The following is a 23,145-nucleotide window of genomic DNA, read 5'->3' as shown; positions in this document are numbered from 1 at the left end:
CACAACGATGGGTATTCACCACGGTGCTCCTGCACCATCCGCACCGCACGCTCGCGGACTTCCGGGGAAAACTGTTTTAACTTTGTCATGGCTCCATTCTCTCAAGAGTTGGAGCCTCCGCGAATCCCGGGGCGGTTCAGCACGACAGTCGTAAGTCCGTTGAGCGAAATGATCGCAAATGGAATTACGATTACCGCTGATGAAGCCAATACCCCATTCATTGCTCGTGGGTGGAATTCTCCTTACGACGACAGCTCTCCGGTTACGACCTTCACTACAACAAGTGATGTTCAGTTTGTGCGAGTCTCTATGTAATCCCCCCGCTTTTAGTGCTCGCCAAAAGTGGAGCTAAGCGGCCAAGGCCAATTTCTGCATGGGTGTGATGCCATCGAGCGCCATGTTCGGACGCTCGTGGTTGTATGTCCATAGCCAGTGGGTCGCCGATGCTTGCACCTCGTCGCGCGTGCGGCGGAAGTGCCGGCGGCCGATCGGAATACGCTGCTGGCTACGCTCGATGCCGAGGCGGCCGAGGAAAGCTGAATGGGCGGGGTGGTGCTTGGCGAATCTCGTGTGTACAATGTGTATACATAAGGAGTGCCGTCATGACCAACACCGCCCGCCAAACCATCATCAATCTGCGTGCTCTGGCGCCGCAGCGTAGTCTGATCGATCAGGCGGCGCAGGTGGCCGGTAAGAGCCGGACGGACTTCATGCTGGAGGCCGCTTGCGAGAAGGCGCGTCAAGTGCTGCTGGATCAGACGGTGTTTGCCCTGGATGCCGCCCGCTTCAAGCGCTTCCAGGCGCTGCTGGATGCCCCGGTAGAGCAAGGTGCGGCGCTGCGTAAACTGCTGCGTCGGCAGGCACCGTGGGAGGCGTGATCCGGCCGACGCTTCATGCGCCGACGCCACTCACCGATGCTCATCGACTGGAAGGCTTCCGCTGTACCGAGCCGGATCTAGAAAGTTGGCTGAAACAGCGTGCCCGGCGGAACCAGCAAGACGGCGCATCACGCTGCTACGTGGTGTGCGCCGATGAGGACGTGATGGGCTATTACGCTTTAGCCGCCGGTGCCGTCTCGCACGATCAGGCCCCCGGCAACATCCGCCGCAACATGCCCGATCCCATCCCGGTGGTTGTGCTTGGCCGACTGGCGGTGCATGTCGACTGGGCGGGTCAGGGCATCGGTGCCGGGTTACTCAAGGACGCTGTGCTGCGTGCGCTGCGGTTATCGCAGGAGATGGGTATCCGCGCGTTGCTGTGCCATGCCATCAACGAGGATGCCAAGCGTTTTTACCTGCACCACGGCTTCGTCGAGTCGCCGATCGAACCGCTGACGGTGATGCTGAACTTGGCAAAGGTGTCGGTGACCGACTGATCTGCCGATGTCTGTCGTGGGCGGCCTTCGTGCATCGGTTGGAAATGTGCATCAGGGGTCTCACCGTTTACCATCGGTGGCGTGTCGGGGTGAAACGCTGGGGAGGCCGCAGCCACACTAGGGGATCAGGCGAAAGTACGACAGTGCCGCATCATCGTTCGGAAAAATGCGCCGATTTCGCGTGTATTTACGCATCACCATGTTCAAGGATTCGATCGCGTTGGTGATGTATATGACCTTGCGAATCTCCGGTAGAAACTGGAAGAAGGGAATGAGGAGCCAGCTCTCTTCAATCATTTACGCAAATCGACGATCAAATCGATAAAGCGTTGCTTTAGACCTGCATCGGCATCGAGGGTCTTGTCGATGGCATCGACCATCGGCAGGAACTGCGAGTCCACGCGGAAATCGTTACCGAATTCCCATAACAGGATTTCGCGTATTACTTGATTTTTTGCTTGAGACATAGCCTGCGTGTCGAAAGAATCGGCTCCTTCTGCTAATCCGCGCAGCCGCTCGCGTAATGCCAGCACATCGTGCTTGCGCGAGACAGGCGTGAGCTGATTGTCAGCGTCGGGCCGATGGGTATGGCTGCCGTGCGATGTGGCCTGTGTGCGTTCCCGTGCCAGCGTTCGTAGGATTTCAATCAGCGACGAGGATGGTGCTATGCGATGGGTGGCCACTTAGATTGGTCCTTAAGAGAAGCGCTATCGAGATAGTTTAACGGCCTCACCTTTCATCACGGAATCTTCACGTTAGTGAATATAAGTGGAGAGAGGTTCCGTATCACAACAAGAATTTGCGATTTTCTGATTTTTTCAGGCGCTACGTTTAATGGCGCCAAGAAACTGTGAGAAGTTTGTTGACAGTGGGTGAAGATCGACCCTAGATTACTTGGCGAAACGGTTTTGACTTACGTCACATTGGGGTGTGGCGCGGTAAGCGAGAAGGCGTTGAGGACCAGACGATCCGCGCGGTCGTAAGGATGCTGTAAGGAATGCGGAACAGGGGGCGTACGGACAGGCAGTCCGTATGCAAGGAGCAGTAATCGTGTTGTGGCAAGTCAAAAGAGCGGAGATCGCCTTGATCTCTGCCGCCTGTCTTATCTGGCATTTCTCGGAAAAGTTTAGGAGGGCGGCGTGAACCGCGCTTCCCAGTTGTCGGCGCTTGCCGATCACGACCCCGAGAACCCCATTCTGTTGTGCGATCTGCTCGACGAGCTGTTATCCGCCGGGCGGGTGGACGAAGCGGCAAAGCACATTGTCGAAGCATTGCCATCGATGAGTGAATTACCGGCTGTGCGCTTCCGCGAGGCGCGCTGCGCGCTGTTGCGCGGTGATACAAAGCGCGCTATCCAAGTGTTGCAGTCGTTGGTGTCCAACATGAAGGACATTCCCTCCGGTGTTTTTCACGATCTTGCCTACGCGCAACTTGTTGAAGGCCGTGCCGAAGAAGCACTGAAAACGCTGGAACGCGCCAAAGACGGCCAGGGCGACCCAGTGGCGATGGCGCTGTTGAAGGCGCGCATTCTGCACCAGCAGCAGCAAATGCAGGCCGCGCTGGAGGTGCTTGCGCCAGTCCAAAGCGGCGCACGTTTGTCCGAAGTGCAGGGAGTCCGCGCGCTGCTATGGCTTGACCTTGGCGACAATGCGCGCGCAGCAGCCGAAGCCGAACAGGCACTGAAGGCCAATCCAGATCAGCACGAGGCCGCATTGGTACGCGGCACGCTCGCGCTATGGTCGATGCAATTGCAAGAATCCAGCGAAGTGTTCGAGTGCTTGCTCGAGCGCCATCCCGAGTCCGGACGCGCTTGGCTGGGTATGGGTCAGGTACGTATGCTCGGCGGTGATATTGCGGATGCGCGTGCCTTGCTGGAGCGCGCTTCGCTGCAAATGCCCGGCCACATCGGTACTTGGCATGCACTGGCCTGGTGCCAGCTGATGCAGGGTGATCTCGCCGGTGCGAAGCACAGTTTCGACAAGGCGTTCGCATTGGATCGCACTTTCGGTGAAACGCACGGGGGCTTTGCGCTAGTTCATGCTTTGCGCGGCGAGCGTAAAGAAGCGGAAGAATCAATCAAACGCGCGACGCGCCTGGATCCGCAAGGCCGCTCGGCGCGTTATGCGCAAAGCGTACTGTTACTCGACGAAGGTCAAGTGGAAGAGGCGCGTGGCGTCATCGACAGCATCATTGCGCGTACTCCGGGCGCAGCCATGGTGCCGGCGGATTTCATTTTCAGGCTGCGCGAACTGGTGCGTCCAAAGGGCTGAGCATGGATAGCGATACCGCGATGCATTTGCTGTCGGAAACACTTTTGACAGCGGCCAAAGTTTCCGCGCCAATCCTATTGGCGACGCTAGCGATCGGCGTAGTGATTTCCATTCTTCAGGTCGTTACGCAGATCCAGGAAATGACACTCACCTTCATTCCCAAGCTGATCACAGTGGTGGCGATGTTCCTCGTCACCGGTGCCTGGATGATGGCGGTCGTCGTCGCATTCTCGAAGCATTTGTTCGGCCTCATCGCAGGGATGTAAAGGTGGGAGCATTCGATCCATTGATCGGCGTATTTCTCCTCGCCATGGCGAGGTTCGCGCCCTTGTTGATGGTGCCGGCATTTACCCCTCTTAATTGGGTGCCGGCACCAATCCGCATGTGCGTACTGTTGGCGCTGACGATGATGGCCGTAGCTGTGAACCATACGTCGCCAGTGCATATGGACCCCGACCAGCCATTGCCATTCGTGCTGGCGATGGGGGGCGAATGCGTGCTGGGGTTCACGCTGAGCCTCGCGGTATTCCTGCCGATGGCTGCGCTGGGTTTTTCTGCCCGCGTACTCGACATGCAATCCGGGGTTGCCGCTGCAAGTCTGTTCAATCCGGGCACGCATGCGACAGAGGCATTGGCCGGCACGGTAGTGCAGTGGGCGGGTATGCTGGTGTTCTTTTCACTTGGATTACATCTGCTGCTACTGCAGGGCATGGTGGCATCGATCCAGGTAGTGCCATTAGGCAGCGGTAGCGTGCTGGTATCGCCCGATACCTTGTTGTCCAAGTTGTCGTCGCAGTTCCTGCTGGGCCTGATGGTGTCGGCACCGACTATGCTCGGCTTGTTCGCGATCGATCTGGCGGTGGCTTATGCCAGCCGTTCGATGCCGCAGGCCAATATGTATTTCGTGGCATTGCCGATCAAGGTGCTGGCGGGCTTTGTCTTGCTGGCCGGATCGCTGCATCTCGCGCCATCATTGATTGAGCGCATGTACCGTGATGCATTCACAGTGCTCTCGCCGTTGGGAGTGCATTGATGGCTGCCGACGACCAGAGCAAGACCGAACAACCTACGTCGTTCCGCCTGCAGGAAGCTCGCGAGAAAGGACAGGTGCCGCGCAGCGCCGATCTGAGCGGCGTGATTGTGATCATCGTCTTCAGCGTGGCCATGGCCGCCGCCTCCTACAACATCGCGGCAGCCTTTGCGCGTTCGGTCAGCCGTACATTGTTGATGGCAGGCAATGCGCCCGTGCCATCGGCCAGTTTGATCGCATGGCTGCAACGTACCTTTCAACCGGCATGGCAGTCCATGGTGCCGGTGGTCATTGCAGTGCTGGTGGCGGCCGTGGTTGGCAATCTGATCCAGACTGGCCCGGTATTCAGCACTGAACCATTGAAGATGGATTTCAGCCGACTCAATCCGGCACAGGGTGCCAAGCGGATCTTTTCGTTACGCCTGTTATGGGAATTGTTCAAGTTGAGCTTGAAGCTCGGCGTACTCGGCACGCTGGCATGGATCTTGGCCGGCGACATTGGCAGCAGGGTGCAGGCCGCCGCGCTTGCCGCGCCATCGAGCATCGGAATATTGCTGCGCTCGACTTATGTGAGGATTACCACCTGGATGCTGGTGTTGCTCACCTTGATCGCACTGCTGGACTTGATGTTCTCGCGGCGCGAATACGTACGCAAGCTGCGCATGAGCCGCCGCGACATCAAGGACGAACACAAGCGTCGCGAGGGCGACCCGGAAATCCGGCAGAAACGCCGCCGCTTGATGGCCGAACTGTTGAAGCACTCGCGCTCGGTACGCCGCGTGCCGGAAGCAGATGTGCTGCTGACCAACCCAACCCATTTGGCAATCGCGCTGAAGTATCGGCCCAAGTCCATGCGTTCACCGATCGTGCTGTCGAAGGGTAGTGATGCGGTGGCGACGCGCATGCGCATGCTTGCCGCGCAATCGGGCGTGCCGTGCCTGAGGTCGCCTGAACTGGCGCGCGCCTTGTACCGCGAATGCAAGATCGACCGCGCCGTACCCGCCCATTTGTACAAGCCGCTGGCGCCGATCTACCGCTGGCTGATGAAGCGTCCCGGCAACAGGATTTTTTCGTGAATTCATTGTTCGGCCAACTATGGAGCGGCAAGCGTGACGTGATCCTGGTGCTCGGGATGATCGCGATCCTGATCATTCTGTTCACACCAATCCCGGGCGCACTTCTGGATTTTCTGCTGGTGCTCAATTTCACCGGCGCGCTGCTGGTATTGCTGATTACTTTCTTCACCGATTCGCCGCTCAGCTTCTCTACCTTTCCTTCGCTATTGCTGATCACCACGTTGTTTCGTCTGGCGCTGAATATTTCTGCCACGCGCCTGATTCTGGACAAGGGCAATGCTGGGCGCGTGATCAACGCAATCGGTTCATACGTGGTTGGCGGCAACTATGTGACTGGGCTGGTGGTGTTCCTGATCCTGGTGGTCGTGCAGTATGTGGTCGTTACCAACGGTGCACAGCGTGTCGCGGAAGTGGCGGCGCGCTTCACGCTCGACAGTATGCCTGGCAAGCAGATGAGCATCGATGCCGACATGAACATGGGCCTGATCGACGAGCATGAGGCCAAGCGCAGGCGAAGCCATGTCGAGAAGGAAGCCAGTTTTTACGGTGCCATGGATGGTGCTACCAAATTCGTTAAAGGCGACGCGATCGCCGGCATCATGATCATTCTGATCGACATCATCGGCGGTCTTACGGTTGGCATGGTGCAACGTGGATTGCCGTGGACGGATGCGGTGCACCGCTACACTTTGCTCACCGTCGGCGATGGCATCGTCACGCAGATCCCATCGTTGGTGATCGCGGTCGCCACCGGCATCATCATTACGCGCGCCGCGTCTGATGCACAGTTGGGCACGGAAATCGCCAAGCAGGTATTGTCGAGTTCGCGCACCTTGCTGATCGTGTCGTTGGCGCTGGGTAGCTTGTTGGTGTTGCCCGGCCTGCCGGCATGGCCGGTGCTGCTGGTGTTGCTCGGCGTGGCGTCGCTGACTTTTATTGCGTCGCGCTCTGGCAATACCGCGGGAGATATCAAGGAAGAAGTGCCTGAACCCCTGGCCAGGCGGGAAGAAGACGATTTGTATCGCATGTTGTCGGTCGAGCCGGTCGAGATCCATCTCGGCAGTGCAATTGCCGCTGCCTACAAAGCACGTGGACTGGACCTGGGAGACCGCATCAGTACATTCCGCAAGCAGTTCGCCCTCGATTTCGGCTTTATCTTGCCCAAGGTGAAGCTGGTGCAGGGTTCGCCGCTGGAAGAAAACGCCTATGACATCCAGGTGCAGGGTTCGCGCGTCGGCCGCGGCGAGTTGCGCTTCGACGCCTTGCTGGCGATCAATCCGGGCGGCAAGCGACCCAAGCTGGAAGGGCGCGAGACGCGCGATCCGGCGTACGGCCTGCCGGCACAGTGGATCAGTCCTGAGCAACGCCAGTACGCACGTGGCGCCGGATACACGCTGGTTGATCCCGAAACAGTGCTGATTACGCATTTGGGCGAGGTGACCAAGCGTCATGCGCCCGAATTGCTCACCCGTGCGGAGACCGAGCGCCTGGTTGCACGTGTGCGTGAGCAGCAGGCATCGCTGGTGGATGAGCTCGTTCCGGGTGTGATGTCGTATACCGACGTGCAGAAGGTACTGCAGCAGTTGTTGCGTGAACAGGTCAGCATCCGCAATGTCGAAACCATTCTTGAGGTGCTAGTCGATGCCGGCAAGACGCACAAGCAGACCGATGACCTGGTCGAGCGGGTGCGTGAACGCCTCGGGCCGGCGATATGCCAGCGGGTGAGCAATGCACAAGGCGAATTGCACGTATTGACGTTGGCGCCGGAACTGGAGCGCTCGATCGTTTCCGCTATTCGTCAGCGCGAAGGGGCAGGTAGCTTGATTACCGATCTGGCGCAGCTTGAGGCGCTGCTTGGAGGGCTGGCCAAGCAGTCCGAGGCGATGATGGCGCGCAGCCATCTGCCTGTGCTGCTGTGCCCGAGCCTGGTGCGCCGCCATCTTCGCGCATTGATCCAACGCAGCCTGCCACACGTCACCGTGCTGGGTATCAACGAAGTGCCTTCCACCGTGATGGTGAAGGCCTTCGGCACCATCACCGCCATCGCTTCCGCCGCCTGAGGAGTTCTGCTTGAGCAATATTATCCCTGGCATCGCGCGTTACCTGAGCAACGACGTCGATAAGCTCGACGTGCTCAGTCAGAACGTCGCCAACATGCGCACGGTGGGCTATCGCGCCGAACGACTGGCCTCCGACTTCCGCACTGGTTTGCTGGACGACACGCCAACGCTGAATCTGGCTGACGGCAGCCTTTCCACCACCGGCCACGCGCTGGACCTGGCAATTCGCGGTCCTGGCTTTTTCGCGGTCGACGTCAATGGCCAGACCATGCTGACCCGCAACGGGCAGTTCCATATTGATGCGGATCAACAATTGGTCGATGCCGCCGGCCATCCGGTGCTGGGACAATCTGGGCCGATCACGCTCAGCCATTCGAACGTTCATATCGATGCATCGGGTGCAATTACCGACGGTACGGACAGCGTGGACACACTGCGCATCGTCAATGTCGACACAGCCACCGAGCTACGCGATATGGGCGAGGGCCTATATAGCTTCAAAGGCAACGATGACGGCCAATTCATTGGCAGCGTACAGCAAGGCGCATTGGAGCAATCCAACGTGGATCCCGGCGCTGAAATGGTGCGTCTGATGGCGCTTTCACGCCATGCGCAGTCGATCCAGCGCGCCATCCAGGCCTACGACGCAGCACTGCAGGAAGGCATCAACCATATCGGCGACAACACTTAAGGACGCACTCATGATCGACGCTCTCTACATCGCCACCTCCGGCTTGCAAAGCACGCAGAGCCAGATCGACACTTTGTCGAACAACCTGTCCAATATGCAGACGCCCGGCTACAAGTCGCAGCGCGTTTCGTTTGGCGACATCGCGGTGATCACGCCGTCGCAAGTACAAGCAGGCCTTACGCCCGAGCAATCAGGTGCCGGCACCGAAGTAGTGTCCACCAGTTCAGTTTTTTCGCAGGGCCAAATGCAACAGACCGGCAATACCTGGGATATCGGTATCCAGGGCGAAGGCTTTCTGGAAGTAGTCGACGCGAACGGCAATCATCTTTATACGCGCGACGGCCAGCTGCATGTAGATAGTGACGGCTATCTCGTCACAGCCAGTGACGATCGCCTATCGCAGAACATCCAAGTGCCGCCGGATGCCAGCAATATCCAGATCAACCAGAATGGCCAGATCTATGCGCAGGTCGGCGGCAGTACCAGCCAGACCCTGCTCGGCACGCTTGAATTGAGCACATTTCCTTCGCCGGAAGGCCTGCAATCGGTCGGCAGCAACAATTACGTGCCGACGCAGGCTTCGGGTGATCCCACTGTGGGCAAGCCGAATGACAGCGGCGTGGGTGCGATCTTGCAAGGTTCACTGGAGGGTTCCAATGTAGACATAGTCAGCGAAATGGCGACCCTGGTCATCGCGCAGCGCGCATACCAGCTCAATGCGCGCGTGCTGCAGGCATCGGATCAGATCCTCGACACGATCAACAATCTGCGCCAGTAATCATGGATCGATTGCTTGCCATCATCTTGCTTGCCGCGCTGCCCGTATGCGCATCGGCATTACCGTCTCTGCAAACGGTGGCGTCCATACGCATCGTGGATGTTGCGCGCGCCGAATTAAATGCCTGTCTTGGAAACGACAACGGTGCGGCGCAAGTCGAGGTCGTGGGCAAGCCGGAGGACGTACAGGTGCTTGCCGGCGTGTTGGCGATCAAGGCGCGCAAACCGGAAGGCCGTTGGCCACGGGCACGGGTCGGCATGCCAGTGGAAATCAGCGTGAATGGAGAAGTCGTGCGTTCGGCGACGGTGTGGTTCGCCGTCAGTGTGCACCATGATGTGCAGGTCTATAAAGCGGATGCCGCGCTAGGTACGGTGGCTTCGTCGTTGAAATTCATCGCGCACGATGCCGATGTCGCTGCGATGCAGGGGCAGCGGGTAAGCGATCCACACCAGCTCGATGACATGCGCTTGCGGCACGCTGTGCTGGCTGGCAGCCCGGTATTGCTGGAGGACTTTGAACATATCCCCGATGTCGACCGGCAGCAGCGGGTCGAGGTCAGTGCCAAGTATGGCGTTATTACGTTGCAAACCAAGGGTACTGCGATCGGACGCGGTAATGCTGGCGATACCGTGCTGGTGCTCGTCGATGGTGCCGAGACGCCGGTGCATGCGCGCATTACTAACAAGGGAGTAGTGCAAGTTGTCGACTAGATATTTGCTTATAGCCACGTTAGCGTTGGTAGGCGTGGGGTTTTCCGTACAAGCGCAGATCACGTCCGGCTCAATGATTGATCCCGACGCTTATCGCGGACTGGCTGCGGATCGGCGCGCACACCTGGTCGGTGACACGCTCACCGTATTGGTAACCGAAACAGCACGCGCCACCGCCAGTGCCAATACGGACGCGAGTGGCGGCGTACAGTTGGGCGCTAATGCGCAGTATCACAACACTACGCACACCTACGGACTCGGTCTTAATGGGGATGACACCGGGCAAGGCAATACCACGCGCGCAGGCACCTTGCAGGCGCAGCTGGCCGTGCGCGTGGTGGCGATCGAAGGCGATGGCATGTTGCGTATCCATGGCGAGCAGACTGTGGAAATCAACGGCGAAAAGCAGCAATTCGTACTGGCCGGCCTGGTCCGTCCGGAAGATATTTCGCCCACCAACACCATCCCTTCCAACCGCATCAGCGAGGCGGACATCCACTACACCGGCAAAGGGGATATTTCGACCGCCCAGCGCCACAGCATTCTTTACCGTATTACACGCTGGTTGGGTTTGATATGAAACGTCTGCTTATCGCGCTGCTGCTCACTGTGTTCGCAAGTCCGCTCTCGCTGGCGCAGGGAAACAGCGTTCGCCTAAAGGAAATTGCACGTGTCCAGGGCGTGCGAGACAATGCGCTGGTTGGTTATGGCCTGGTGATCGGCCTGGCTGGTACGGGGGACACCAATAAGAATCGCCTGACCGTGCAATCGGTGGCCAACACGCTGAGTCACTTTGGCGTGAACATTACGCCAGACGATCTCAACAGTCGCAATGTGGCCGCTGTGATGGTGACCGCGACGCTACCTGCGTTCGCCGAATCCGGGCAGAAGCTGGACGTGTCGGTATCGTCGCTGGGCGACGCGCACAGTCTCAGTGGCGGTATCTTGTTGCTGACTCCGTTGAATGGCCCGGACGGCAAGCTATATGCGCTAGCACAAGGTGCGCTGTCGGTTGGCGGCTACGAAGTCCGCGCGTTCGGCAGTCTGGATCAGAAGAATCATCCGACCGTTGGCCGCGTCCCCGATGGCGCAACTGTCGAACGTGAAGCACCGCTTGGCCTGGATGAAGATGGCCGTACGCTCGACGTCGTGTTGTATCAGCCGGACTTCACCACCGCCGAGCGCATCGCCGAATCGTTGCGCCGCAATGCCGGCGTCGAGGCGGTGGCCGAACACGCAGGCAAGGTGCGCGTGACTTTCGCGACTCCGCCGGTGGATCTGGTGCAGACCATTTCATTGATCGAGAACGTGCCGGTCACGCCGGATCAGATCGCGCGCGTAGTGGTCAATGAGCGCACGGGTACCGTGGTGTCGGGCGGTGACGTGCGCCTGGGGGCGGTGACTATTTCGCAGGGCGATCTGCGCATCCAGGTGCAGACCGATTATCTGGTGTCGCAGCCCGATGGCGTGATGGTCAATCCGTCGCGGAACATCGGCACTGCGGTGGTGCCGCAAGCCAATATCAATGTACAGGACCCGGAAGCGCGCCTTGTCAGCATCCCCAACGGCGCCACCGTATCCGACCTGATCGCCGCGTTGCGTGCGATCCATCTTTCGACGCGCGACGTCATCACCATTCTGCAATCGATCAAGGACGCCGGCGCATTGCGTGGCGAATTGGTCATTCAATGAGGAAGCAAGCATGGATTTGACTACCGAAGCGCTGCGGCTCGGCATCAGCATGGCACGCATACGAGCCGAGGTGGCCAGCGCCAACATCGCCAACGTCGATGTGGCTGGCTATCGGCCTGAGCGCGCAGATTTTGCACAGGCCACTGGATTGTTGCGCGAGGCGGCCGATCAACCGGATATGGATGCGCAAAGCCTGCAGTCCATTACGCCGCGCTCGCTCGGTGATTCCGTGAGCGCAGCCGACTCCGCCCTGAACGCGCCGGCTAACCTGGATGATGAAGTGGCGGAACTGGAGACCGCCAGTGTGGACTTTCAATCGCTGACGACAGTGATGTCTCGGCGCTTCGCCTTGATGCAACTGGCTTTGGCTGGGAGAGATTGAACATGGTCGTCGATCAGATTTTTTCCGCGACACGTTTCGGCTTGGAATACGAGCGTCTTCGCCTCGAAGCGGCCAGCCATAACATTGCCATCGCCAACACGCCGAACCAGCCCGGCCATCCGGCACGACTGATGCACGTAAGTGCGCCGTACGCCGCCAGTTTCAGCGACATGATCGGCGACACCGGTCACAGCGTGCCTTCGCAGCCCGTAATGCTGGCTGACGACGCCAATACGCGCGAAGAACATGACCCGACCGATCCGGCCGCCGACAAGAATGGCATGGTGAGTTATCCGCGCGTGGACATGGTTACCGAAATGAGTGCGCTGATGGATGCCAGCCGCGCGTATGAAGCCAATGTGCGTGCTTTCAATACGCTGCGCAGCATGGCGTTGCACGCGCTCGACGTGGGTGGAAACTCATGAACGTAGCACCGATTGAAGGATCGACGATCGCTCCGATGGAAATTCGTGCGATCGACGTGCGCGAGACCAACCTCGACGAAATGAGCAACAACGGCCCGGGTTTCGTACAGATGCTCGGCTCGCAAGTCGGCGAGCTCAACGGTAGCCTTGAGCAGGCGGATCAGGCGGCGCGTGCGCTGGTTGCAGGCGAGGACATTCCCGTTCATGACGTCATGATTGCGATGGAGCATGCGCGGCTAAAGCTCCAATTGGCGGTAGAGGTGCGCAATCGCATTGTCGATGCCTATCAGAACCTAACCAACATGCAGCTTTGAGCAATAGCTGTCTCCCGGTTGGGAGAGAGCATAGAAAACCGGCATTCAGGAAATTCATATGCGGCAGTTTTTCGCGTCCATGTCCACTCGTTCGCGCCTCGCATTCGCGCTCGGCATCCTGCTGATCGCGGGTATCGTCGGCATTGCTTCGTGGTGGGTCACGCATCCGCCCTATGGCGTTCTGTTCCGTGATTTGCGCGAGTCGGACGCGGCGGAGATCACCAGCGCGCTTGACCAGATGCAGGTGCCTTATCGCCTGGCGGATGAAGGCAAATCCATCATGGTGCCGGATGCGCAGGTGTACGAGACGCGCATGAAATTGGTATCGCAGGGTATTCCCAAGGGAGGCAGCGTCGGTTTCGAGCTATTCAAGGATTCCGATTACGGGGTTACGGAGTTCGCCCAGAAAATCAACTTTCAGCGTGCGCTGCAGGGGGAGCTGGAGCGCACCATTTCCTCGCTTGTCGAGGTATCGTCGGCGCGGGTGCATCTCACCATCCGCCGCTCCGACCTGTTCACGCCAGACCAGGATCCCTCGAAGGCATCGGTCACGCTGAGCCTGCGTCCGGGCAAGCATCTGGACGCACGTGGAGTCGCTGGCATCCAGCGGCTGGTAGCGTCGGCGGTCGATGGCCTCGTGCCGGAGTCAGTGGTGGTGTTAGATGACAAGGGCACGGTATTGTCCGGCTATGCGGCACAGGGAGAGAATGGCGCGCTCAATTCCGATAGCCTGGATGCGCAGACGCAACTCGAAAACCAGCTGCGCGCGCGCGTGGGTGATCTGCTGCATCGTGTGCTGCGTACCGATAACTTCACGGTGTCAGTGGACGTCAGTCTTAACTATGACCATGTGAAGCAGGTGCGCGAACATCTCATTGCCCAAGGCAAGGATGGCAATGGACTGCTGGTGCACGAAAAGATCAATGCTACCGGCCACAGCGTCGACGATGCCGATCCGGAGCACTCGAAAAGCGGCACGACCAGCAGCGATCGCGACGTCGAATACGCGCATGGCCGCGAACAGGAAGAAGTAGACCAGGCGCCAGGACGCATCGGGCGTGTTTCAGTAGGGATCGTGATTCCCGCTACGCTGCCTGCCAGTGAGATCAACAAGCTTGCCGATGTGGTATCGGCCGGCCTTGGTCTGGATGAGTCACGCGGGGACAAGGTGGATATTGCTGCGATCGCCCCACCGGAAGCCCCGCCGATTGCGACGCAGAGCACCTCTATGACGGCGGTGCCGCATGCGGATGTCGTGTCGCCTGAAGCGCCAGTTGCTGACGAAGCGGCTACCTCCGCCGTTGTAGCAAGCAAGTACTGGTGGCTTTATCCTGTTATCGCCGCGCTAGTGCTATTTCTTGTGTGCGCCCTGTTAATGGCAGCGCGCAGCAGCACGCCGCGCCGGCTCACCTTGTCCGAACGTGAAGCCGCCCTGTTGCGTCTGCGCCAATGGATCGAGACCGCCGAGGTAGAGCGGTGAATCCGGGGGGAACTCGAAAGGCGGCGCTCGCCCTGGCAACCATGCATCCAGCAGACCGGCATTGGATCCTGTCGCGCATGCCTGTGGCGTGGCGCACCACCTTGCAGCCGTTGATCAACGAAGCGCAGCGCTATACCACGCTCGATGCAGAACTGTTGCAAGCAGTGCTCGCCGACGAGCCGACCTATCTGATGCGCGAAGTGCCACCACCGGATGTACTGATCGTGGTGCTCGATCGCTTGTCGCCTGCCTGGGCGGCGCGCATGTTGGCAGCCACGGCGCCCGATCATGCGGACATCTACCTGGCCGCGTGCGACAAGTCGCGAACTGAGGCGGTGCGCTACGAATTGCAGCGTATGCCGAATCCCTTTCCGTCCGCGTTGGCGGATGCGCTCGGCCGTTACCTGGATAACTCTGCGCAAGCGGGGCGCGTGGCGGGGGTTGTGTCATGATCCGGCGCGTGCCACACAGCCTCCTGCTGGAAAGCATCACACCGCGTGCGGTGAGCGGCGGCAGCCGACTGCAAGCGTTGCAGCCGATGCAAATCGAAGAACCAGTGGCATCGGACGAACTTAGCGCGCAGGCTTATCGTCAAGGCTACGGTGAGGGCTTCGAGGCCGGTGAGCAGGATGGACGCCGGGAAGCCGAACAATTCCAACAAGCGTGGGAAGATGACACGCGCCAGCGCATGGAAGAACAAAGCCAGGCGTTGGCGGGCGAGCGCGAAGCGCTCGCCGCGTTTGCCAGCGGCTTGCAACAGCAATGGCTGTTGCAGTGTGAAGAGATGGAACAGTTGGCTTTCGAACTGGCCCTGCAAGCGCTATCACAGACCTTCGGCGTGATGCAGGGCGATCGCGAATCGCTGCGCCGCCTTTGCCAGCAGCTGGCGCAGGCTTACCGCGGCAAGGCGATCCGGCTGGAAGTGGCCACGACCGATCGCTCACACTTGCCCGAGCAGTTCGAAGGGCTCGACATCGCCATCGAGCATGCTCTATCGCCTGGTGAATGCCGGATCGTCACCGCACGCGGGTATGCCGAAACCAGCATCGCTACCCGATTGGATGCGATCTATCAATCGATGCTCCAAGCCCTCGGTATCGCGTCCATATGAGCACGAGCACCGCCGGCGCTCGCTTTGCAGATGCCTTGGAGCGTAAGCCGCTCGTGCGCGAGTACGGGCATCTGCTCGGCTTTAACGGCCTGGTCATCGAGGCCATTGGCCCGGACGTCAAGATTGGTGAGCTGTGCGAGATCGATGGCCCTGGCCAGCCGGTAAGTGCAGAAGTCGTCGGCTTCCGCGACGGTAGACTATTGTTGATGCCGTTCGGCCATCTGCGGGGGACCGCTGCAGGCGCGCGCGTGCGCTCGCTTGGACGCACCCTGCGTGTACCGGTGGCACGCGCGATGATCGGGCGCGTGATCGACGCATTCGGTGAACCACTGGATGGCGGTCCGGCGATTGCGGCAGAGTCCTACCGCGAAATTCAGCCGGCGCCGATCAATCCGCTGCATCGTGTACCCCTGGATCAACCGCTGGAAACAGGCGTGAGCGCGATCGATGGTGTGATGCCGATCGCGAAGGGCCAGCGCGTGGGTGTCTTCGCCGGCAGTGGCGTTGGCAAGAGTACTTTGCTCGGCATGATGGCACGCCATGTAAAGGCCGATGTAGTAGTAGTCGGCATGATAGGCGAGCGCGGCCGTGAAGTTGGCGATTTCCTGCAGGAATCATTGGGACCGGAAGGACGTCGCCGCTCGGTGATGATGGTGGCTACGGCCGATGAACCCGCGCTGGTGCGCACGCACGCAGTGCATGCGGCACATGCGGTGGCGGAATATTTCCGCGATATGGGGCTGGACGTGCTGCTGATCGTCGACTCTATTACACGTTTCGCGATGGCGCAGCGTGAGGTAGGGCTTGCGGTAGGCGAGCCGCCAACCTCGCGAGGTTATCCGCCCTCCGTATTCAATCTCTTACCGCAGATTCTCGAACGCGGCGGTCGTATGCGTGACGGTGGTTCGATCTCCGCAATCTATAGCGTGCTGGTCGAAGGCGATGACATGAATGAGCCGGTTGCCGACCATATGCGCGCCATATTGGACGGACACGTGGTGTTGTCGCGCGATCTGGCCAGTCGTGGGCAATTGCCAGCGATCGACCTGCTTTCCAGCGTCAGTCGCCTTGTCTCACGTGTGGCCGACGTGCGGCAGCAGCGCATGGCCTTGCGCGTGAAATCGATTCTTTCGACCTATGAAACCTCGCGCGACCTGGTGGATATGGGCGCATACCAAGCCGGTACCAATCCGGCGCTGGACGAGGCGATCGTGTTGTATCCGAAACTGATCGATTGTCTGCGCCAGATGCCTTCGCAGTCCTCGACTTTGCCAGAGACCGTTGACCGGCTGGAAGTCGTCCTGGCTGCCGGTATGGGAGGTAACCGGTGAGTAAGCGCAAGCAACACGCTTACCAAGTTGCCCTGCGCATGGCGCAGGCGAAGGAGGTACGCGCTCAGCTGGCACTGGCGAGCGCGGTGAAGCAGGAAGCCGCGGCGCAGGAGCATGTCGGTCTAGTGGAGGCCATGTGCCAGTCGGTAAGTCAAGCTACTCACTCCTGTGTAGCGGGGACGCATGCGATGGATATGGCGCGTTACGAGTTACTGACGCAACTGAGTGCTGTCTTATCGGACCAGCTGCGACACGCGAACGACATTCTGGATGAGGGCTCCTGCCAGCGTAGGGAAAAAGCGTCCGAGAATGTATTGGCCAAGCGTCATCGCGAACTCATTGGCGAGCATCTCGACCATCTCTGCCTGGCAATGACGTATGCCCGTGTGGCAAAAGCACAGGAAGAGAGTGTCGAACTGTGGCTGGAGTGCCGCGGAGAGCAGCCATGACAACGATCTTTAACGTCGATGCGGCCACGCAAGCCTGGCAGCCGGATACACAACGGCACCCAGGCAAGGATTTCGCGCATGAGTTGGCCAAACACGATGGACAGACGAAACCGGACTCGCAAGAAACCGTTTCGGCGGACCCGGAAGTGACACTCGAGCAGTCCTCGCTTGATGCCACCGCCAAGTTTCCAACGATGGCTTTGTCTTTGCCAACTGAGGAAGTGGGGTTGACGCAAGCAGCACAAGCGATCGCGCTGGTCGAGACCGGGCAGCTGGCGCAGTCGACGGTCACACCGACCGGTGTCACCGAGACATTGCTGGGCGCGCGCGTATTTGGGTGGCATGCGATGGCGCAGGCTTATCTTTCCGAATTGAGTACGGCAGATGGCAATGTCGATAAGTCGCCGACTGCCGAGGAGGCAGTATCCGCCGGCACCACCGAAGCGGAAAAGGTAGCAGACGAAGACGTAACCAGCGCGTCGAAGGCCACGTTGTTCGCCGATGATGTGATTGCGGCGCCACTATCAGACACCGCAGTGCCAAAACTGGCGCGTGCAGCACTGGATGAGGCGCCGTCATCCATCAACACCGAACTTGCCACAACTGGCAGCAATGCCGCCGCCTATTGGTCAGAGCGCTCGCTGCGCTATGTGCGCCAGCCTGGTGGCGGCATTATCGCCTGGCTGCGCGATTTCCGTCTCGGCGACAGAGAGGCTGCATGCTTGATCCAGGTTGTGCTGGATGATGCCAAGGCGAGAGGCATGACACTGAACAAAATCATGTTGAACGGTCGCGAAGCGTGGACTTCGCTCAACGGTATTCAAGGAGCGCATCATGACAGTTGAAGCAATCGGTAGCCAGCTGAGTTCGACCAATCCCACGTCATTACCCAACGCAGGTATCAACGAGCAGGATTTTATCCAGCTGTTTGTCAGTCAGCTGCAGTTCCAGGATCCGATGCAGCCACTGGACAACAGCCAGTTCCTGACCCAGCTCGCACAATTCGTCGGCATTGAACAGCAAAGCGAGGAAGTGACCGGCATCAACAATCTGGCGACGCTCGACTCGTCCGACCAGACCGTAACCTTGCTCTCGCATACTGTGCAGGTCAGCAATTCGGATGGCTCGACCACTACCGGCAAGGTCACCGGCATCCAGTACAGCACCAATGGCGTGCAGCTGACCGTCACGCCATCTACCGGTAGCGTGATGACCAACGTCAACCTCTCCCAGATCCAGCTCGTGACCCCATAAGGAGTACACCATGGGCGGCAATATCATGCAGGCGCTGTATAACAGTGTATCCGGGCTTTTCAGCTTCTCGCAGAGCCTGGACACGATCAGCAACAACATCAGTAACATGAATACGCCGGGTTTCCGAGGCAGTGATTCGTTCTTCGAAAACATGATGGACGATGATGGAACCGCTATCGCGGGCACTGGCGTGGACACGTCGGAAGGCCAGATCGAGCAGACCAGCACCGATACCGACGTGGCAGTGCAAGGCAATGGCCTGTTCATCCTCAAAGACTCGCAAGGCAATCTCTATTACACGCGCTCCGGCCAGTTCGAATTCAATTCATCCGGACAACTGGTCGATTCGGTCAATAATTATCTCGTACAGGGCTACAGTCCAACCGGCAGCTTCGGCAATATAGACATCAGCGCTATGCAGACACTACCTGCAGCAGCGACCACCACGGTGAACATGGTGGGCAATATTGTCAGTAGCAGTTCGCCGGATACCATCAGCAATGTCACTATCTATGATGCGCAAGGTACCGCGCACACCTTGACCTTGACATTGACCACGGCCACCAGCTCGACCTTGCCGACCACGTCAGGCTCTACCACCTGGAACGTTGCGATTACCGACAGCAGCGGCAATACCTTAGGTAGCGGCCAGGTCAGTTTCGACCAGACTGGCGCGCCGGAGGCCGGTGCAAACTCGGTGACGATGACTGACAACCTCGGCGGTGCATCACAGAGCGTGGTGTTCAACTTCGGCACGCCTGGCAGCCTCAGTGGCGCTACTGGAATTACCGGCGAAACCACCAGCCTCGCCGCCCAAGTGCAGGATGGTCATGGCGTGGTCGGCATCTCGTCGCAGGCGTTCGACAGCAACGGTATCCTGCAATTGACCTACGCAGACGGTTCGACCCATGCCGGTCCCCAGCTCGCGCTTGCCTCGTTTCCGGACGAGGCATCCTTGCAGGAAATCCAGGGCAATCTTTACTTGCCGCCGGCGAACCAGACCGTGCAAATGGGACGTCCCGGTTCTGGCGTCTTCGGCCAGATCGAAGGCAGCAGTCTGGAAATGTCCAATGTCGATCTGACCCAGGAGCTGGCCGACATGATCGTAATCCAGCGCGGCTACCAAGCCAGCTCGCGCGTCATGACCGTATCCAGCGACATGCTTGAGCAACTCTACGATTCGACGCGGGACAGTTAGTCATGACCGACAACGTTCGCTTCGGCTGGCTCGGCGAAACTCGCCGTGCTGCCTTGTACACGCTGCTCGCGGCCCAGTTGGAAGAATGGGTGCGCGAATGGTGGATCAGCGCCGCCGACCACGTTCCTGGCGTGCGTGCGATCGAGCAGGACGCGGTGCAGGAAAGGCGTGGCCTGTCGTTGCTTTCGCTACATGAGATGGGTTCGTTGGTGATCCACCTTGGTGCGAAGGATTTCGATGCGATCGGCCGCTTTCTTGCTGGTATCACTAACGATGCGGATTTCGAGCTATCGCAACGCATCGGCGAGGAAGCGATCGCTGATCTCGCCGCGCGCATTCAGCGTCGTGCCGGTTTTAGCAAGATCACACCACCAGCCAAAGGCGTCGCGCCACTGACGTTGACGCATGCACGCCTTGGCGCGTTCGGTGTCACGGCGATATTTGGACGCCTGCAACTGGAGTTGGCAATCGACCGTCGCATGGCCGATCGCCTTGCGCCACCGGCCGCCGCAAGCAGTGTCAACTTAGCGCCGCGCCACATGGCGATCGAGCAGGCGCCACTGAAAGTGCTGGCGTTGATGGATTTTGGTTCGGTCGACCTGGCTCACTTGGCCGATCTGAGTGTGGGCGAAATTCTGGTCGGCGATCGTAAATTGAATGAAGCTCTGGAGCTTCATCTACAAGGCCACGGTGCTATCGCCACAGGATACCTGCGGCGAACGGGTGAACAACGTGCCGTCATGCTCGACGGCGTCAATCAGCAAGAAAGGCCACAGCCATGAACGATATTGTCGTAGCTCCTATTCAACTGGAAGAAACCGCGTACGAGCCGTCGGTTGGTGATCCGCTGATCAAGCGCAATCTGTCCATGCTCGGACACGTCAATGTGCGCCTGAATGTGATGCTCGGCGCAGCGGAGCTAAACGTGGAAAAACTGTTCGGCCTCGCCAAGGGCGATACGGTGGCGCTGGATACCGACCTTGACGCACCTGTGACCCTGCAGCTCGATGGCAAGGCCATTGCGCGTGGACAACTTATTGCGGCGGGGGATTGTTTCGGCCTTAAGATTACCGAGATTTTGTGAGCTTGATCGCTATCCAATCCCAGAGAGGGGGGGCGCTCCGCCACCTTGCGGCGTGCATGGCGCCGACGGCAGCTATTCCGTATCGCACTGAAGCATCGGTGTCCGGCGGTACGTTCGCGCTGGCGTTGTTGGTCACGTTGTGCTTGATGGGCCTGCTGATCGCGGCGCTGCTGTTCATCCGTCGCCGCGGATGGATCGGCTTGCCCGGCAAGCCACGCACGATCGCGGCGGCGACCGACATCCAGGTGCAGTCATCGCGTCGCCTGAGCATCACGACCACCGCGTATGTGCTGAGCTGCCGGGGGAAGACCTATCTCGTGGTAGAAAGCGCGCGTGGTACGCAGGTCACGGTAACACCAATGGCGCCGACTTCCACGAAGAATGCAAGCGAGGCAACGCTATGATGCGCGCCCGGCCTGTATTGTTGTTACTGTTAATCATCGTCGGATGTTTGCTACCAATCGCCGGCTGGTGCGCCGATCCGATCCAGGATGCGATAACGCGCGCTTCGGCGGAGGACTACTCGCCGATCTTGCGCTCGTTTCTGCTGCTATCACTGCTTTCGTTTATCCCGCTGATGGTGATAGCGCTGACTTCGTTCACACGTATCGTTGTCGTCCTGTCGATGGTACGCAGTGCTTTAGGGCTGCAACAGACGCCGCCTAACAGTGTATTGCTGACACTCGCGATGTTTCTTACCTTGTTCTCAATGACGCCGGTGTTTCAAGGCGCCAAGCAGGCTGGTCTCGATCCGTATCTACGCCACGAGATTCCAGTCCAGACAGCATTGGCGCGAGCGTTCGAGCCGTTCAAGTTATTTATGGTGCGGCAGACGCGCGAAGATGATCTGCTTGCCGTGGTGCGCATGGCGAAAGTGCCGGCGCCGAAGTCGATGGAAGATATCAGTGCATTGCAGCTGATTCCGGCTTTCATGCTCAGCGAGCTACGTACCGCATTCCAGATCGGCTTTGTGATTTTTCTGCCATTCCTGTTAATAGACCTGGTGGTTGCGGCAATCCTGATGGCGTTGGGCATGATTATGTTGCCGCCAACTACGATCAGCCTTCCACTGAAGATTCTGCTATTCCTGTTGATCAATGGCTGGACGCTGTTGGCGCAAGCGTTGTTGAGCGGTTATCACTACTGAGCGCCGGGATGCGCAACGTGGACAACGATGAGCACATGCTGTGGCTGCGCTGGACGCAAGAGCGCAGCGCGGTTACACGTGATGCATTGATCGTCCACTATTCGCCATGGGCAAGGCAGGTGGCACGTGACGTTTACCTGCGTGTCTATCTGATGCGCGATGCCTGGCGCGACTGCGTCCAGAACGCCTTGCTGGGCCTGATGGAGGCGATCGAACGGTTTGATCCTAACCGTGGCGCAAACTTCCATTCGTTCGCGCGGCTACGTGTGCGCGGTGCGGTATTCGATGGCCTGCGCGTGCTGCGCAATGTTCACCTTGAATTAGGGTGCGACGTCACCCGCCTGAGCACGGTTGCGCGCGATCGCGTGCAATCGTTAAGTGAGGACACTGACGACGACCCCCTTGAAGCTTTTATCGCTACCACGGTGGGTTTGGGCCTGGGCTTCCTGCTGGACATGCAGTCCATGCCCGGCCGTGCGCATACTGCGGATGCCTATGCGGCCCTGGAAAAAGCGGAACTGAGCGCCACGGTGGCCGAGAGCCTGGACCTGCTGCCCGAGCGTGAACGCGCCATCGTGGTACTGCATTATTATCATCAGGTTTCCTTTGTGGATATTGCCAATCAACTGGGCGTTACCAAAGGTCGTATTTCGCAGCTTCATAGGCGCGCCTTGGAGTTGCTTCGGCGCTGCTTGCGCGAGCAGATCGTTACCGAGTGTTAGGGCAGCCGCCCCCCCTTAAGAAAACTTATCCACAGCCCCTAAACTTTTTCCCGAAATCCCGGATTAGTACTCCCGACAGGCGATGCCGTGGTGGCGTCGCTGGCATTCGGGAGCAGCACGATGGTCGCAGTGATCACGGGAAATGGTCTGGGTCTGGGCAACACCTCATTGACCTCACTGGGACAGGCCCAAGGCGGCTCGCCGTCGCTGGGCCAAGCGGCCAACAGCAGCTACGTCAACACCGCCACCGGCAACCTGGTGCTGCAGAGCCAGGACGAAGGGCTGCTGTTCGATGGCCTGCCGCTCAATGTCTTGCGCACCTACAACAGCCAGGGCCAGTTGAACGGCAACGACGGCTGGAGCTACGGCTTCAGCCGCAACGTGAACAGCCTGACCGGCACGCTCAACACCGTCGGCAGCACGGTTACCCGGACCGATGATGACGGTTCCAGCGTGGTCTACACCTATGACGCCAGCCTGGGCGCCTATGTAAGCACCGACCAAAGCGGCGCGGTCGATACGCTGGGCTGGAACGCCACCGCGACTACCTGGACCTGGACCGACGC

General features: G+C 59.2%; 30 protein-coding genes and 1 pseudogene. 29 read left to right on the top strand and 2 right to left on the bottom strand.

Annotation, left to right across the window (positions count from 1 at the left end; all coding sequences use genetic code 11):
* Positions 1–602 precede the first annotated feature (602 nt).
* Entirely contained in the window at positions 603–878 is a 276-nt protein-coding gene (locus ISP15_RS17680; protein WP_404549243.1) for a type II toxin-antitoxin system TacA family antitoxin, read from the top strand.
* Entirely contained in the window at positions 866–1,375 is a 510-nt protein-coding gene (locus ISP15_RS17675) for a GNAT family N-acetyltransferase (RefSeq protein ID WP_404549241.1), read from the top strand. Before ISP15_RS17680 ends, ISP15_RS17675 begins: the two co-directional genes overlap by 13 nt.
* Positions 1,376–1,501: 126 nt before the next feature.
* Here ISP15_RS17675 and ISP15_RS17670 read toward each other — a convergent pair.
* Positions 1,502–1,651 (bottom strand): annotated as a pseudogene (locus tag ISP15_RS17670) (transposase); the annotation flags it as partial.
* A gap of 17 nt (positions 1,652–1,668) precedes the next feature.
* On the bottom strand, positions 1,669–2,058 hold the full coding sequence (locus tag ISP15_RS17665; protein ID WP_404549239.1) for a hypothetical protein: 390 nt from the start codon (positions 2,056–2,058) through the stop codon (positions 1,669–1,671).
* A 456-nt stretch (positions 2,059–2,514) separates the two neighbouring features.
* Between ISP15_RS17665 and ISP15_RS17660 the strand changes: the two genes are divergently transcribed.
* The 27 genes from ISP15_RS17660 to ISP15_RS17530 form a co-directional block, all read left to right on the top strand.
* On the top strand, positions 2,515–3,645 hold the full coding sequence (locus ISP15_RS17660) for a tetratricopeptide repeat protein (protein ID WP_404549237.1): 1,131 nt from the start codon (positions 2,515–2,517) through the stop codon (positions 3,643–3,645).
* 2 nt (positions 3,646–3,647) lie between these two features.
* Complete coding sequence (locus ISP15_RS17655; protein ID WP_404549235.1) at positions 3,648–3,911, top strand: flagellar biosynthetic protein FliQ; 264 nt, start codon at positions 3,648–3,650, stop codon at positions 3,909–3,911.
* A gap of 2 nt (positions 3,912–3,913) precedes the next feature.
* A complete protein-coding gene (locus ISP15_RS17650; RefSeq protein ID WP_404549233.1) occupies positions 3,914–4,678 on the top strand; it encodes a flagellar biosynthetic protein FliR in 765 nt (254 codons plus the stop codon).
* Complete coding sequence (locus tag ISP15_RS17645; RefSeq protein WP_404549231.1) at positions 4,678–5,751, top strand: EscU/YscU/HrcU family type III secretion system export apparatus switch protein; 1,074 nt, start codon at positions 4,678–4,680, stop codon at positions 5,749–5,751. Before ISP15_RS17650 ends, ISP15_RS17645 begins: the two co-directional genes overlap by 1 nt.
* Positions 5,748–7,811 (top strand): flagellar biosynthesis protein FlhA, encoded by a 2,064-nt coding sequence (locus tag ISP15_RS17640; RefSeq protein WP_404549229.1) that lies wholly within the window; start codon positions 5,748–5,750, stop codon positions 7,809–7,811. Before ISP15_RS17645 ends, ISP15_RS17640 begins: the two co-directional genes overlap by 4 nt.
* Before the next feature lie 10 nt (positions 7,812–7,821).
* The gene (locus tag ISP15_RS17635) at positions 7,822–8,502 is read left to right on the top strand and encodes a flagellar hook-basal body protein (RefSeq protein ID WP_404549228.1); all 681 of its coding nucleotides are present in this window, start codon (positions 7,822–7,824) and stop codon (positions 8,500–8,502) included.
* A 10-nt stretch (positions 8,503–8,512) separates the two neighbouring features.
* Positions 8,513–9,280 carry a flagellar hook-basal body protein gene (locus ISP15_RS17630; RefSeq protein WP_404549226.1) on the top strand — a complete coding sequence of 256 codons (768 nt, stop codon included), beginning with the start codon at positions 8,513–8,515 and terminating at the stop codon, positions 9,278–9,280.
* 2 nt (positions 9,281–9,282) lie between these two features.
* Positions 9,283–9,990: a flagellar basal body P-ring formation chaperone FlgA gene (flgA, locus tag ISP15_RS17625; protein ID WP_404549224.1), complete on the top strand. Its 708-nt coding sequence runs from the start codon at positions 9,283–9,285 to the stop codon at positions 9,988–9,990.
* 73 nt (positions 9,991–10,063) lie between these two features.
* Positions 10,064–10,570 (top strand): flagellar basal body L-ring protein FlgH, encoded by a 507-nt coding sequence (locus ISP15_RS17620; protein ID WP_404549221.1) that lies wholly within the window; start codon positions 10,064–10,066, stop codon positions 10,568–10,570.
* Entirely contained in the window at positions 10,567–11,682 is a 1,116-nt protein-coding gene (locus tag ISP15_RS17615; protein WP_404549220.1) for a flagellar basal body P-ring protein FlgI, read from the top strand. The genes ISP15_RS17620 and ISP15_RS17615 overlap by 4 nt, the downstream gene beginning before the upstream one ends.
* Before the next feature lie 10 nt (positions 11,683–11,692).
* On the top strand, positions 11,693–12,064 hold the full coding sequence (locus tag ISP15_RS17610) for a flagellar basal body rod protein FlgB (RefSeq protein WP_404549218.1): 372 nt from the start codon (positions 11,693–11,695) through the stop codon (positions 12,062–12,064).
* Between the two features lie 2 nt (positions 12,065–12,066).
* A complete protein-coding gene (locus ISP15_RS17605) occupies positions 12,067–12,489 on the top strand; it encodes a flagellar basal body rod protein FlgC (RefSeq protein ID WP_404549217.1) in 423 nt (140 codons plus the stop codon).
* Positions 12,486–12,803 (top strand): flagellar hook-basal body complex protein FliE, encoded by a 318-nt coding sequence (fliE, locus tag ISP15_RS17600; protein WP_404549216.1) that lies wholly within the window; start codon positions 12,486–12,488, stop codon positions 12,801–12,803. Before ISP15_RS17605 ends, fliE begins: the two co-directional genes overlap by 4 nt.
* Before the next feature lie 58 nt (positions 12,804–12,861).
* Positions 12,862–14,283, top strand: coding sequence for a flagellar basal-body MS-ring/collar protein FliF (gene fliF, locus ISP15_RS17595; protein WP_404549214.1), 1,422 nt, complete (start codon positions 12,862–12,864; stop codon positions 14,281–14,283).
* 77 nt (positions 14,284–14,360) lie between these two features.
* On the top strand, positions 14,361–14,735 hold the full coding sequence (locus ISP15_RS17590) for a hypothetical protein (RefSeq protein ID WP_404549212.1): 375 nt from the start codon (positions 14,361–14,363) through the stop codon (positions 14,733–14,735).
* An 8-nt stretch (positions 14,736–14,743) separates the two neighbouring features.
* The gene (locus ISP15_RS17585; RefSeq protein ID WP_404549210.1) at positions 14,744–15,394 is read left to right on the top strand and encodes a FliH/SctL family protein; all 651 of its coding nucleotides are present in this window, start codon (positions 14,744–14,746) and stop codon (positions 15,392–15,394) included.
* Positions 15,391–16,725 carry a FliI/YscN family ATPase gene (locus ISP15_RS17580; protein ID WP_404549209.1) on the top strand — a complete coding sequence of 445 codons (1,335 nt, stop codon included), beginning with the start codon at positions 15,391–15,393 and terminating at the stop codon, positions 16,723–16,725. The genes ISP15_RS17585 and ISP15_RS17580 overlap by 4 nt, the downstream gene beginning before the upstream one ends.
* A complete protein-coding gene (locus tag ISP15_RS17575) occupies positions 16,722–17,174 on the top strand; it encodes a hypothetical protein (protein WP_404549208.1) in 453 nt (150 codons plus the stop codon). Before ISP15_RS17580 ends, ISP15_RS17575 begins: the two co-directional genes overlap by 4 nt.
* Positions 17,171–18,019: a hypothetical protein gene (locus ISP15_RS17570; protein ID WP_404549207.1), complete on the top strand. Its 849-nt coding sequence runs from the start codon at positions 17,171–17,173 to the stop codon at positions 18,017–18,019. Before ISP15_RS17575 ends, ISP15_RS17570 begins: the two co-directional genes overlap by 4 nt.
* Positions 18,009–18,428: a flagellar hook assembly protein FlgD gene (locus ISP15_RS17565; protein WP_404549205.1), complete on the top strand. Its 420-nt coding sequence runs from the start codon at positions 18,009–18,011 to the stop codon at positions 18,426–18,428. Before ISP15_RS17570 ends, ISP15_RS17565 begins: the two co-directional genes overlap by 11 nt.
* 10 nt (positions 18,429–18,438) lie before the next feature.
* The gene (locus ISP15_RS17560; RefSeq protein ID WP_404549203.1) at positions 18,439–19,626 is read left to right on the top strand and encodes a flagellar hook-basal body complex protein; all 1,188 of its coding nucleotides are present in this window, start codon (positions 18,439–18,441) and stop codon (positions 19,624–19,626) included.
* A 53-nt stretch (positions 19,627–19,679) separates the two neighbouring features.
* Positions 19,680–20,408: a hypothetical protein gene (locus ISP15_RS17555; protein WP_404549201.1), complete on the top strand. Its 729-nt coding sequence runs from the start codon at positions 19,680–19,682 to the stop codon at positions 20,406–20,408.
* Positions 20,405–20,710 carry a FliM/FliN family flagellar motor switch protein gene (locus tag ISP15_RS17550; protein ID WP_404549199.1) on the top strand — a complete coding sequence of 102 codons (306 nt, stop codon included), beginning with the start codon at positions 20,405–20,407 and terminating at the stop codon, positions 20,708–20,710. Before ISP15_RS17555 ends, ISP15_RS17550 begins: the two co-directional genes overlap by 4 nt.
* A 56-nt stretch (positions 20,711–20,766) precedes the next feature.
* Positions 20,767–21,114 carry a hypothetical protein gene (locus ISP15_RS17545; protein ID WP_404549196.1) on the top strand — a complete coding sequence of 116 codons (348 nt, stop codon included), beginning with the start codon at positions 20,767–20,769 and terminating at the stop codon, positions 21,112–21,114.
* Positions 21,111–21,857 carry a flagellar type III secretion system pore protein FliP gene (gene fliP / locus ISP15_RS17540; protein ID WP_404549194.1) on the top strand — a complete coding sequence of 249 codons (747 nt, stop codon included), beginning with the start codon at positions 21,111–21,113 and terminating at the stop codon, positions 21,855–21,857. Before ISP15_RS17545 ends, fliP begins: the two co-directional genes overlap by 4 nt.
* 17 nt (positions 21,858–21,874) lie before the next feature.
* Positions 21,875–22,579, top strand: coding sequence for a sigma-70 family RNA polymerase sigma factor (locus tag ISP15_RS17535; protein ID WP_404549192.1), 705 nt, complete (start codon positions 21,875–21,877; stop codon positions 22,577–22,579).
* A 120-nt stretch (positions 22,580–22,699) separates the two neighbouring features.
* On the top strand, positions 22,700–23,145 hold a 446-nt coding region (locus ISP15_RS17530), incomplete at its 3' end, for a DUF6531 domain-containing protein (RefSeq protein WP_404549190.1).

Source organism: Dyella jejuensis (genome assembly GCF_044904675.1).
Lineage (GTDB): Bacteria > Pseudomonadota > Gammaproteobacteria > Xanthomonadales > Rhodanobacteraceae > Dyella_B > Dyella_B jejuensis.
Note: the sequence above shows the minus strand (reverse complement) of the source record. Positions and strands in the feature narration are given on the sequence as shown.